Origin of the sequence: Streptomyces sp. NPDC056061 (assembly GCF_042266885.1) — a bacterium.
Taxonomy (GTDB): Bacteria; Actinomycetota; Actinomycetes; order Streptomycetales; family Streptomycetaceae; genus Streptomyces.
In genome coordinates this window covers 19026-31291 of the sequence record NZ_JBHJWQ010000042.1, presented here as the reverse complement: position 1 = coordinate 31291, position 12266 = coordinate 19026, and the positions used below count along the sequence as shown (strand labels likewise).

At 65.7% G+C, this 12266-nt stretch carries 7 protein-coding genes; 2 read left to right on the top strand and 5 right to left on the bottom strand.

Features of this window, described 5'->3' with window-relative positions:
- The first annotated feature begins 73 nt into the window (after positions 1-73).
- Positions 74-487, top strand: a complete 414-nt coding sequence (locus ACFC79_RS34735) for a hypothetical protein (protein ID WP_376248802.1) — start codon at positions 74-76, stop codon at positions 485-487.
- A 47-nt stretch (positions 488-534) separates the two neighbouring features.
- Positions 535-972 carry a hypothetical protein gene (locus tag ACFC79_RS34730; RefSeq protein ID WP_376248800.1) on the top strand — a complete coding sequence of 146 codons (438 nt, stop codon included), beginning with the start codon at positions 535-537 and terminating at the stop codon, positions 970-972.
- Positions 973-1650: 678 nt separating this feature from the next.
- On the opposite strand, the gene ACFC79_RS34725 is transcribed toward ACFC79_RS34730, so the two are convergent.
- From ACFC79_RS34725 to ACFC79_RS34705, 5 genes are all read right to left on the bottom strand, one after another.
- Entirely contained in the window at positions 1651-5067 is a 3417-nt protein-coding gene (locus ACFC79_RS34725) for a hypothetical protein (protein WP_376248798.1), read from the bottom strand.
- A 134-nt stretch (positions 5068-5201) separates the two neighbouring features.
- A complete protein-coding gene (locus ACFC79_RS34720; RefSeq protein WP_376248796.1) occupies positions 5202-7460 on the bottom strand; it encodes a hypothetical protein in 2259 nt (752 codons plus the stop codon).
- Between the two features lie 44 nt (positions 7461-7504).
- The gene (locus tag ACFC79_RS34715) at positions 7505-8404 is read right to left on the bottom strand and encodes a hypothetical protein (protein ID WP_376248795.1); all 900 of its coding nucleotides are present in this window, start codon (positions 8402-8404) and stop codon (positions 7505-7507) included.
- A gap of 245 nt (positions 8405-8649) precedes the next feature.
- Positions 8650-11028, bottom strand: a complete 2379-nt coding sequence (locus ACFC79_RS34710) for a DNA topoisomerase (protein WP_376248793.1) — start codon at positions 11026-11028, stop codon at positions 8650-8652.
- Positions 11029-11738: 710 nt separating this feature from the next.
- Positions 11739-11942: a hypothetical protein gene (locus ACFC79_RS34705; RefSeq protein ID WP_376248791.1), complete on the bottom strand. Its 204-nt coding sequence runs from the start codon at positions 11940-11942 to the stop codon at positions 11739-11741.
- Positions 11943-12266 lie beyond the last annotated feature (324 nt).

The following is a 12266-nucleotide window of genomic DNA, read 5'->3' as shown; positions in this document are numbered from 1 at the left end:
CACGCCCTGTGAAGAAGGCACCACCTGGACCCGCAGAAGGAACAGAAGACACGAGACCTGGGGGAGGGCGACCGTGAGCAACTTATGGGTCGCGCACCGGGAACAGTCGGGCAGGCTCTACTACGTCGAGTACGCCCAGCCGTCCGACCGGACAGAGATCCGGACCCGGGCGCGGTGGTCCAGGGCAGGACGCGTGCTGTTCCTCATCGGGATCACCACCAACGTTCTGGTCCTGGTGCCGGGTTTCGCGGCCGCCGTGATGATCGACGTTTACACGCCGGTCATCGTCACGCTGTTCATCAGCGCTGCAGTCTGGGCCGTGCTCATGTTCGCCTGGAGAGTGATCGTGCAGCGAATCGCCTCACGCCCGGAGGGAAACCGCCGCTCCGCAGCCGAATTCCAGGCCCGCCAGAAAGCGATGCGCCAGAGGCAGCGCGCCTCGTTCACACGTACGCGCGTTGACGGCGACCTCGAATTCCCCGAGTGACACCAGAACACCGCCGAATGCCAACCAACTAGCAGAGGATCATGACCATGACCATGACCAGGACCGCTCGTGTGACGCGGACCAGGGCGGCCGCGATCACCGCGGCCCTGGCCTGCGCCACTCTTGCGCTCACCGGCTGCGCCGGGAGCAGCAGCATCGACGGTACGTACTACAGCAAGGACGTCAACGGCACCTCCGACCTCGGACAGCTCGTCGTCAACGGCAACACCGTCACGCATCACGAGTACGAATGCGAGGGCGTCTACCAGGAGCCCGATGTCACCAGCACCGGCGAGCTCAACGACGACCGGACTCAGATCGTCTGGACGGTTGCCGGAAAAGACCGCCGCAACGAGCGGACCGGAACAGAGGCCATCACGACCAGCGAAAGCTCGATCAGCGTCGGCAACGACGTATACATACGGGACGACTCCGACGTCGGCAAGACGCTGCTGAGCACATTCAAAGCGAACTGTTCCAAGTAGCCTGTCGAGCACGACAAGAGCCCCCCGGATGCCATGCCCACGGGACTCTTGTTGTGTGCCACTACCTCTTCGTCTTGTGCAGCTGCGCTCTGCGTTCCTCGACCGTCTCTCGGGCGGCCGCCTGTACTTCGGGGCATGCTCGTCGATGAAGTCCAGCTGCCACCAGATGTCGCACTGCCGGATCCGCGACATCGCGAACACGACCAGGGCGATGTACGGCACAACGAAGTTCACCAGACACCACAGGGCTTCCATCGCATTACCGACAGTCACACGGACTCGCCTCGGCCTGACGGGAACTTTTCCGTCACCAGAGTCACTACACCTCCGCGGCCGGCACTGTTGCCCAGGACCCCGCCTGACCAGCCTTCGATCGAGCCCTTCAGATGCGAAAGCACCCACGGGGCATCGCAACGACGCACAGTCCGGCGTATCTCGTGGACGAACAGCACGGCTACCAGGACCAGGGCGACCAGGCTGTTGAGCGAGATCTCACGCAGACCCGTGAGCCACCAGCGAGCCGATCGCTACCACCTGCACGGGAACTCGTCCCGCGGCTTCCAGCCAGTCCCCATGCGCCCTCTCCCTCCTCTTGCCACGCCCGAGAAAAGACCCACCCGGTGAACGAGCACTTCGTCACCGGGTGGGTCTTCCCCTTCCCTCAACGCCTGGTTTCGATCAGCCCTCCGACTGGTTCCGACGCTCGTGACGCATGCCCTCCGGCCCCGGCTTCAGCGAGCCCGGCGACCCCGGTGCCGCAGTCGGTGCCGAGGCCGGACGTCGGCGCAGCCGTTCAGGGCTCCGGCCCCGCTCCTGCGCCTGCATCTGCGCCGGGGTGGGCAGCGTCCCCGCAGGGAGTTGCATCGCCGCGGCCTGGCGCTCCAGCTGTGCCTTCTGGGCCTCCGGGACGTTCATCGGCCACCCGGCGCTGCGCAGCGCCTGCGGGCTCGCGATGTAGGTGGGCACGCGCGGGCTGCCCGGCGGGACCGGCGTCGTCCGCGCCTCCGACCGGGGAATCCGCGTCGAAGGGGGAACCGGGTGCGGAGCATGGCCTTGCCGGCGCTGCTGGCCCTGTCCATCCGGCGCGGGACGCGAATCTGCGCCCAACTGGCTCTGGGGACGCTGCCGCTGAGCCGAACGGGGCGGCAGCGTACCTGACACTGGAGGGCCGCCCTGGGCACCAGGTGTCGCGCGCGCGCCGGTCCGGCCCGGGTTCGGCTGCACCAGTCCGTCGCTGCCGACGGTGAAGCGCGCGCCCTTCCCGGATCCCTGCGAAGCGGAGCCCGGGGAGCCCGGCTGCTGGCCCGTGCCGAACTGCGTCGAGTTCGACGGTCCCGTGGTCGCCCCGCGGCCGCCGCGCGTTCCGGCCGGGGTGTCCGGTCCACCGCTGCCGTCCGGGACCTCGTGCCCACCCGGGGCTGTGGACTCGGGGGCGCCAGTGGCATCGAAGCGGGTCTGGCCGCCCCGAGCATGGCCGGATCCTGCCTGGGGCCCGTAACTGAACCCGAGGTTCGACAGGCCGCCGCGGCTGCTCAGATTCTGAGCCGTTTCCTTGTCCGAGCGCGGGCTGTCCGTGCTGCCGCGCGCGAACTGCAGTGGACCGCTCTTGTCGCCGTCTCCGTCGCCGTCGCTGCCCCGGGCTCCCGGGGCGCCCTCGGGACCGCTGCCGCCGGGCGGGGCCTTCAGGCCGCCATCGGAGCCACCGCCGCCAGGCATGTCTCCGCCTTCGTTCAGTCCGGCACCGTCGGGACCTTTGCCACCCTCGAGGGCCAGCGTCCGCGCACCCGTGGGCAGGGCCGTCTGCTCGCCGTTCGTGCCTCCGGCGTTCGTCGGCACGGTCCTGCCGTCGGAACCGTTGCTGCCCGGAGGCTTGGGACCTCCGCCGATTTTGCGGCCGAGGTCCGACGTGAGCTTGCTGCCCATGGCCATACCCGCACCGGCGCCCACACCCGCGGCCAGGGCCGGGAGCATCCCGCCCTTGTCCGGCTTCGGCGTGGTATTCGTCTCGAGGAACTTGTCCACGAGCTTGGTGAAGATCTCGTCCATTGCCTGCAGCACGACCTTGCGCGCCCGCAACAGACCGAAGGTGACGCCCATGACGAGCAGCGAGGAGATGAGAGTAAGAATCGCCACGACGATCCCGCCGAGGACGGGGCTGCCGAAGAGTCCGTCCGGGGACATCAGAATCGACATCGGCCCGGCGATGATGTCCGGCATCGAGATGAGGAACTCGCTGACGAACTGGTAGATGAACAGCGTGACGATGACCTCGAGGATGAGTGCCGTCGAGTAGACGAGCACCTTGCTGATTGCCGCGATCGCGCCGAGGGTGGCGAAGGGAATCGCCGCTACCAGACTGAAGGTGCGCTTGACCGCGCCGAACAGCATGCCGATGGCGTACCAGAAACCGAGAAGGGCGATCGAGCCGAGCACGGTCGCGGCGTTGTGCCAGTACATGAACTTTGCCGGCCCAGTGCCCACCTGCGAGACCGACATGTGGTTCTCACGGGTGAAACCGCTGGTCGCGTTGTTCGAGCTGTACATGGTCAGCGAGTCCGGACCGAATCCGGTGTTGAGGTAGTTGTACGTCGACAGCGCCGACAGATTGCATGAGACCGGGCCGTCGTTCCAGACGGCGAAGCCGCAGCCGCTCTTCGTGCCCTGAGTGGTGAACGTCGTCGATTTCCCGCCCGGGCTGGAGGAGGTCAGGCCTTGGCCGTCGACGGACAGCACAGGGTGGTTGGTGGGGCCGTAGGCCGTCTCCTCGCCGAACTTGTCGAGGTCGCCGTATCCCTTCTTCTTGACGAACCACTCCTTTTTGACGTCCTTGTCCACGCCGAGTTTCGTGATCGCGCTCTTGATCCCCGACTCGAAGTCGGAGGCGGCGACCACATTGCTGGTGATGTAGTCGCCGATGATCCCGAAGGTTGCGAGCACCGCATAGACGTCGTCGGCTGCCGTGCGGTCGACCCCGGTCATGCCGTCGTGCCAGGCCGACTCGGCGTTGTCAGTCTTCGTGCCGATGCTGATGTCCGCGTAGGTGCTGCCGTGCGATTGCTTGTTGATCGCCAGTGCACTGGTGCGCACCGACATCATCGCCTCTGGGCTGGCCTGCCCGTTGGCCCAGGCGATCGTGGCCGCGTCCGGGATCCCTAGACGGTCCTTCATCGCCCAGGCCTCGAAGTCGACGTAGGTGGAGAGCACCACACGTGTGGGGCCGGAATGCTGACCCATCAGCGAGTCGTCGAACTTGTCGAGCACCCCGGTGTACATCGAGCCCAGGAGCGGCAGGCCTGCACCGAGGAAGACAAGCCGCACGATGAGTTTCTTGACCGCCGAACCGCGGTCCATCTTCTTGAAGAGGACCAGACCGATGATCAGGAAGCCGACGAACAGCGGCACGAGCGCCTGCCAGGCGATGTCGTTGATCAACCCGTACCAGTCGTTGACGAAGTGCGACAGACCCCGCAGGGCCGCGGGTGCGTCCTGGCCGCGGGTCATGCCTTCGCCGAAGGTTTGATTGATCGCGGAGACTGCCTGCCCGAACCACAGGAACGGGTTGATGAGCTTGAGTATCTGGATGGTCAGATAGAACAGCATGCCCACAGCCAGTGACAGGGCATAGAGCACCCAGATCACCGACCCGCCGATCATGCCCAGGATCTGGCCGCCGATGCCGGAAGACATCGTGTCCAGCCCCAGGTCTGCGTTCGCAGCGCCGTAGTGGGCGTAGTCGAGCATCCCGGCGTAGATGTCGGTGCCCTCTTCGCTGTCGGTCGCTGTGAGGGTCCCGTACCCGATGGTCTGCGAAGACCCCGAGATCTCGGCAAACAGCCAGCCGACGATGTTGCCGAGGCTGAACTCCGAGTCGGCGTAGCCGAGCATGTCGCCGCCGGTGGCCGGGTCACTCGTGACGCTGCGCCACTGGTCGGTCATCCGTTTCGCAGGATCGTTACTGCCCTCCGGTGAGTTCTCCTGGCTGAAGTACATCGACGCGTTCGATGCCAGCTGGTAGAGCGAGTAGTTGTCACGCTCCTTGTCGTCCGCGGATGCCGACGACGCGAACGCCGTCATCAGCAGCGGCGCGAGCAGCACGCACAGCAGGCCGAGGGCAAGTACGCGCGTGAGCCTGCCCCGGGCGTCCGCGCCATTCCACGAGTGGACCCGAGCGGCGAGTGCAGTGGTCCGGTTCACCGTGTCCTGTCCGCCTCTCGTGTTCCAGGCCCTGCTCACCGTTTCGCCAACTTCCGCGCCGGCTGCTTCTTCAGGGGTCTGTTGTCGCCGACCGCGCGGCCCGGCCGGCGGCTCTCGCCGTCGGCTCCCGCCTCGGCCCTCCGGACGCTGGTCAGGTTCGCTCCTGCCACCGGCTTGTCGGCCATGACCACCGCCATCCGCGCCGCCTCCTCGGCCTTGGCCGCCTCCAGCCGCACCCGCCTGCGGTGTGCCTGGCGGTGGGGATTGATCCCCAGTGCGAGATCGAGGTGGAAGACCACGTTCGAGACGTCACGTCGCAGGTAGGTGAGGTTCTCGCCCTTAGTTGTGATGAGCTGCGCAAGGTCGGGCGGGATCTGCTGGTGCAGCTGCTTCTGGTACTCCGCCACCGTGCGGTCGCGCATCGGGCCGAAGAGCGTGTAGTCCGCGGCGTCGAACTTGTTGAACTTCGAGTCCTCGAGCATCTTGTCGACGTCGTTGTAGCTGTAGAGCACCCGGCCGCCGCGCTCGTGCAGGTGGTCGAACTGGTCGCGCAGATACGTCTTCACCCGGTCGTCGATGTGCTCGGTGCCGTGGACGATGACCGTGTCACCCACACTCAGCTTGCCGACAGCGAAGCCGATGATGTTGACGAGCTGCGCCATCGCCACGCCCTTGCCGCGGCGCATCAGCCGAGAAAAGTCGTAGACGACGCGCCTGGCGTCCCGGACGCCGTCGACCGTACTGGCGGTGTGGTTGTTGAACAGGTCTCCGTTCGTGCTCAGCATCGTGTCCGCTATGCCTTTGAGTACCTTGACAGCGCGCAGCTGGTCCGGGTCGTTCTTCGACGAGTTGACCAGTGCTTTCTCCTCCGTCGCCAGATACGCGGCGAACATCTGCAGGCGCGGGACCTGATGGTGCGGGATGTTCACCACGCGCAGCTGGTGCCGGTACTCCTTGGCGTTGTGCCGCCACATGCCCTGCTCGACGTAGAACTTTGTCGCGGTCTCCTCGAGCGCGCTGCGGATGATCGAGCCGACAGCGCCGTCGGTGGTCTCGTAGAGCTGCTCGAACATCAGCTTGAGCTTCTCCATCTGGGCGGCGAAGACCGTCAGTTCGTCCGTCTCCTCGCCGAACATCTCGAACATGTTCACATCGCCCTGGTTCAGGTCGACGCGCGAGGTCAGCCGCTCGAACTTCGGGCCGAGCCTGTCGAGATCCGCCCCGTCGAGGACCAGGTGGACCGCGCTGCCGTTGCCCAGCATGCAGGCCTGTGACAGCTTCGAGCACCACATGTTCGCCACCCGCTGCCGGCCGAGGTACTCGCTCAGTGTGGGGTCGGCCACGACCACGTGGTGTTCGTAGGCGTTGACGTCCATGAGCACCGCGGAGTTGTTCACGTCGCCGACCATGTAGCCGACGTACTCGCCGCCCTTGTCGTTGAGTCCGTTGGTGACCAGCGAGTACGACCCGGCCAGCTCGGTCGAGGTGAAGTGGAATCCCTTGCCGCGCTTCTTGTCGTTGTACTTCCACAGGCCCGCCAGCTCCTGGCGCTGCTCACCGGCGTACGCCGCCGCCTTGAGCGTGCCGAACCGGTCGATGTACAGGCGCGTCACCCGGTCGATCGAATCCTCCAGGGTCTCCAGGTCCGGAGCCTTGAGGAAGAGCCGGTTGTGGACCGACAGGTAGCTCGCACCGTCCTGGATCTCACCGATGGTGATCTCCAGGTCCGACGAGATCTTCGCCGCCTTGCGCTTCGAGGAGGTCGTGCCCGTCTCCGACTGCTCGTGCGCGTCGAGCCGGTCGAGCTTCTCAGACTGCTTCGTGAACGCGTCGATCCACTTGTCGTCCATCCTGCGCACCTGCTCCAGGACGACAGCGGTGACCCGATCGTCCAGACCATCAGGGATACGGTCGATGCCCCAGAAGGCGGCGAAGCCGTCGTGCGCGGCGTCGTCATGGAAGAACGCCAGAATGCAGGCGACCGAGCCGTCAACCTTGAAATAGTCGGAACGGAAGAGGTACCTCTCCTTCGGCTTGAGCGCCAGCAGATGCGAGTACGTCTCGAAGCTGCCCGCGAGGTGCTTCATCTCCCGGCGGCGCTGCCACCAGTTCTTCTTCGGCTCGGGCACCGCGCCGGTCCCGGGGCAGTCCTGCAGACCCGCGGCCCGGCCTTTGCCAGCAGGTCCGGAAGTGCCCGCGCACAGCTCATCAGCCGACTGCGCGGCGACCGTGCCGTTCTTGCTCTTCTTCCCCGGAATGCCCAGCTGCGCCCGGGTCTTGGCCGTCAGCGCCATGGTGTCCCTCGTCTTTCCCTCGTCCGTGTCCCCGGGCCAGGCCGTCAGCTCAGCGATGCCTTGAGCGACAGCAGCTCGTCGTCGATGCCCTGGTAGAAGACCCGCAGCATCGGCTCCGCCTCGTCACGGTCGAGCACCGTGGCGTCCTTGATCATCAGGGCCGACCCCTCGACCTCGGCCTGGAGCATCATGTGGCCCCGGCGCAGGGCCTCCGCGCTCTTGCCCTTGAGGAGCAGGTACTGGTGGATGCTGGTGAACTTTCCCCCCACGTGTTGTGTGAGGATGTCGTACTGTTCGTTCTGCAGCTCGATCAGATCCGGATCGCGGACTTCCAGCGCCTGGTTGCGCCTCTCCAGGGTGGCCACCTGGTGGTAGATCCGCTGCGGCTCCTTCGTTGTGATCACGGCCCATTCGCAGTTCGTGTCGACCTTGCGCCAGAACGCGTCGACGCGGTCCAGGATCCCGATCCGGTCCTCGTTGAAAAGCAGGTAGCTGGCGGAGCCGACGACGAGGTAGATCTGGCCCTTGCCGCCGTCGGAGAAGTGGATCCGGCCGTCCTTGTCGATGCCGTCGATGCCGACGAGCGAGGAGAAGTCGGAGGGGTTCGAGCTGCGGCGGGTGGAGACATACCGTGCTCTCGTCGGCACGTACGCCAGGAGTGCGGGTACGTTCATGGCCCGCAGTTCCTTGGTCTTCGTCATCCCACCGAAGTAGATGATCACCGCCAGGCCCCAGATCACGAACAGCGCGATGAACACCGCAGACGCGCTCGCGATGAACGTCGACGTCGTCAGCCACAGCAGGGCCAGTACACCGCCTCCGAAGAAGAGCAGCTGCTTGATCGGCGAAGGCCGCACCGCCCATCCGCCCTTGCTCAGCGTGATCTCGTAGTCCAGGAAGGACCGATTGAGGCTTGCTGGGACCTTATAAGAAGCCTTCGCCATGAATCTCTCTCCGTCTGCCCCAATGGTCGCTTCGTGGTCTGTCATAGGGTCTCGTGCGCGAGTGAGTTGCGAATTACCCTACCTTGGAGAGGTCGATTCGAATCGAATGAAGTGGTGAAGTGAATGGGTCATGAGGTGATTCGGATCGTGAACCTGAATTCGCCGGATGGCCTGTTCGCACCTGCCCCTCACCGCTTCTCCACTCTCTTATTGAGGTGAAACACGACTTTCCCTTGACCGGTCCGTCATCCGAACGACGGCGTGATCCTCTTCCTGTCGCCGTCTCTCTTCCAGGCCACTGTCGCGTCAAAGGTCTTGCCGTTCTTGCGCGAGACGAAGCCCTTCAGGGCCAGCGACTCGCCGGCGGCCAGCCGCTTGCGCTCGGCCTCGCTGAACTTCCGACCGGACCACGACAGCGGCGGCTCGTCGTCCGAACCGAAGTCGGGAACGATCTTCTTCGCCCGCGTGTCCCAGCTGACCTTGCAGCCGAACGCGTTGCCGGTCCGTGCGCTCTTCCAGTCGTCGCGCGAAACCGGCTTGCCCGCCAGCAGCGCGGCCTTCTCCCTGTCGGTGAACTGGTGCCCGCACCAGCTCGTCGGGCCGTCTGGGACCTCGAGCCGGAAGCCGATGAACTCGCCCCCCTTGAACTCGCCGACGCCGAGCGCACCGGTGGCCGTGTAGGCGTTCCCCTTGCTGCTCGTCGCCGGGAACGAGATCTTCGCGCCTGCCAGCAGCTTTTCGACCTCGTCGTCAGAGAACTCGTGGCCGGAAAAGGTCTTCTTGAACGTGACCTTCTTCGGGCCACCGGGCGCGGCTTGCCACACGCCCTCGGCGCGGGCCGCGGCCTGGACCTCCCTCAATCCCAGCTGCGCGCGCATCGACTCCGCGTTTTTCTGCATCGTCGCGATGTCCTCGCGCACCCAGTCGGCGACGACCGCGAGGCAGCCTGCCGCCGTGGTTTTCCCGGCGGCGATCTCGCGCATGTCGGCGTAGACCTTCTCTGTGAGCCCGAGGTCGCCGATGCGCGTGCCAGGCAGCAGGAGCCAGCTCATCTTCCCGGCTTGGGTCAGGGTGACCTTCCTCCCCTTCTCCTCAAGCAGCGGATACTTCGCCGTCGTGCTGGTGACCTCCGAGTAGGTCGAGGTCCGCGTCGCACCGGTGCCGACATCCCGCTTCTCGAGCTGCTTCATCAGCCACCGCATGCTCGGGTGCTCGGGCCGCTTGTTCGCCCCCTCGAAGACGAACGGCTCGGCCGTCGTGCCTAGCCCCTTGGCGGACTCGTTCTCATCGCCTTCGGCCGCGTCATCGCCCGCGTCGGGGTCGAAGACCCGCTTCCAGCCCATCGACAGCGGCACGTTCGCGATACCCACGAAGTCCGGGTACTTCTCGACATGACCCTTCTGCTGCTCATAGACGTAGTCCTCGGCGAGCATGGCCAAGTAGTTCTTTGCCAGCGTCTCGTAGATCAGGCGCCCGGCCTTGCCGTACTTCTGCTCGACTTCGTCCAGCGAGGACGGCACCTTCGGGCCGGGACGGTTAGCGCCGTGCGCACCCTTCGGCTTCACGTGCGTACCCCGCGGCGCGCGGCGCGTGAGCAGCCCCGCGCCGACGCCGACCACCGCGGCGATGCGGTCGACCAGCGGCGCAAGCTCGTCAAACTGCTCCGGCGTGATGGTCTTGTCCTCGGTGCGCGGATACGAGACGACCTGGTTCTCGTACATCTTCTGGTAAGTCGCCAGCGTGAGCTTCGCCTTCACACCCCTGCCGACGAGCAGCGACGACAGGGCCGCGAGGTCGAGCAGCTTCGGGGGAGCGGCCTGCTTCGTCGCCTTGACGTCGAGCACAACCGGCGAGGGTCCGTACTGCCGCGGCACCTGGTCCTTGGAGTCGAACCGCGGCTCGTGCGGATTCGTGTACATCACGTCGTTCTCGTCGCGGAAACGCTTCTGGAAGAACGGCTTCCTGACGTAGTCCTCGTAGACCTTCTGCTGATCGCCGACGAGCTTGACCATCGCGGACTTCAGGCGGCCCTGACGCAGGACCAGATTCTGACCGGAAGCAAGTGCCATGTTGGTCGCGATGCGCGTGAACTGGATCGAGAGGAAGTCCCACTGCGTGCGGAACATCGCCTTGCGGTAGTCGCCCTCATCCTGCATCGATGTTACGGGCCGCCGCTGCTCGAACGCCTTCTGGATCGAGGCCTTCGACTCGTCGACGAACTCCATGCGGCTGAACCGCTTGCCGTGGAACCCGAGCTCGTCGATCGCCTCCCAGAACAGCAGATCACCCTCCCCGGAGGGGTCGAGGTCGGTCGCGATGACGATTTCGTCGCCCCGACCGACCGCGCTGCGCAGACTCTTGACCACGTCCGCGACATTCTTCTGCTGCTCACGCTTCCACGACAGATCACCCGGATCCCATGGGAGGTTGCCCAGATCCCACTTCCGGTAGCGGTCCACGAGCGACGGGGCGACCATCAGATGAGGCCGGGCGAACTCGTACAAGTGGCCTCGCAGATGCGTGACTTCATAGCTCGTTCCCTTGTAGCTGCCCCTCTGCCCGCCCAGGGCCCTGGCCATGTTCCGCGCCGCACTCGGCTTCTCCGCAACGACGATCGCAACCATCTAGTCTTCCTCTCGCATAGGCGATTTGCTTGCGAGTCGTAATCCTATCGAATGGACGAGTTGTATCGTGAGTCGAGTGGTCTCTGAAAGGGGATCGAATGAAATCGTCGGGACACGCCGAGTATCAGCGCCGGCACCCCTTTGGGGCAGTGTCGTTCTGTCTCTCCAGACCTCGCCCGCCCAAGAGAACACCGACGTGCTCTCCGGCCCGCAGCTGACCCACTGGCCGCCCGGCAGCGCATGCCTCGGCGACCTCGCGCACCACTGCGCAGAGAACGTCGTCGACACCGAGCGTGGACAGGCCGGTACCGCCGATGCGCGCCGCATCCTGGCCCGCGCCGTGAGAGACGAGGGGGAGCGGCCGTGCTGCTGGTGCTCGCGGGAGGGCGCCGTGTGTGCGTCGAACCGCACGCCGATGTCAACGAGTACCAGGCGTGCTCCGCCGACCCCGGTTCGTGCTGGACTGGGTCCACGACGGCCGGCGTACGAGCGCTACGTCTCTCCGAATCGGCAGGGCCCGCAGTGGTACAGGCTCTCCCAGCTGCGCGACGACCTGCGAATGAACCGGCTTACCGGCTTCTGACTTGGTCGCCGCGCCAAGTGCACCCTGCGTCCGCATGCCCGGCTCTCTACGCAGGGCCCGGCCCAGGGCACTTTGAACAGCGTCGGCAGGTCCACTCACTGCCCACGCTTCGGATTCTCCAGCCCCTTCAGCCGGATCGGCTGCACACCAGCGGCCTTCGCCACCTCGCCACCTGGGTCTGCGTCGCCAGGCTGTGGCGCTTGACCAGGAAGTCGGAGAGATCCTCGGGGGAGTCCAGCGTCCCGAACTGCTGTGCCAGTGGCCGAAGTGCCCGCAGTTGTAGTGGCCCGTCGACGAGTCCTGGCAGATCCGGTCCGGCGATCTCACGCACACCCCGGTAGCAGGGCTTGAAGACGGTCCGCCGATTCGGCGGTCCCGGCGTACCGCGCCGAGCAGCACCAGGTCGTGAGCTGGGAGGCTCAGACCTTCCTGCACTTCTTACATCACTGCAGCTCGGGGAACAGCCTCTCAGCTTGTCCTTCTCGACCGCGGACCCACACTCCGGCACGTCCAGTTCGACGGTCCTGTGCGTCATGGCCGCAGCCCGTCCAAGCCCGGATCGCCGGTGCCCCCTGTGCATTAGCTCAGCGAGAGCGGGCAGTGGCTCGCGCTCGCAGCCCCTCCGAAGCGGCCCAGACCGCCATATAAGGTGCCG

Excerpts from the sequence above, each read along its gene's own strand:
- ACFC79_RS34720 (WP_376248796.1), bottom strand. The coding sequence starts at position 7,460 with ATGGCGCTGACGGCCAAGACCCGGGCGCAGCTGGGCATTCCGGGGAAG.
- ACFC79_RS34730 (WP_376248800.1), top strand. The coding sequence starts at position 535 with ATGACCATGACCAGGACCGCTCGTGTGACGCGGACCAGGGCGGCCGCG.
- ACFC79_RS34715 (WP_376248795.1), bottom strand. The coding sequence starts at position 8,404 with ATGGCGAAGGCTTCTTATAAGGTCCCAGCAAGCCTCAATCGGTCCTTC.
- ACFC79_RS34710 (WP_376248793.1), bottom strand. The coding sequence starts at position 11,028 with ATGGTTGCGATCGTCGTTGCGGAGAAGCCGAGTGCGGCGCGGAACATG.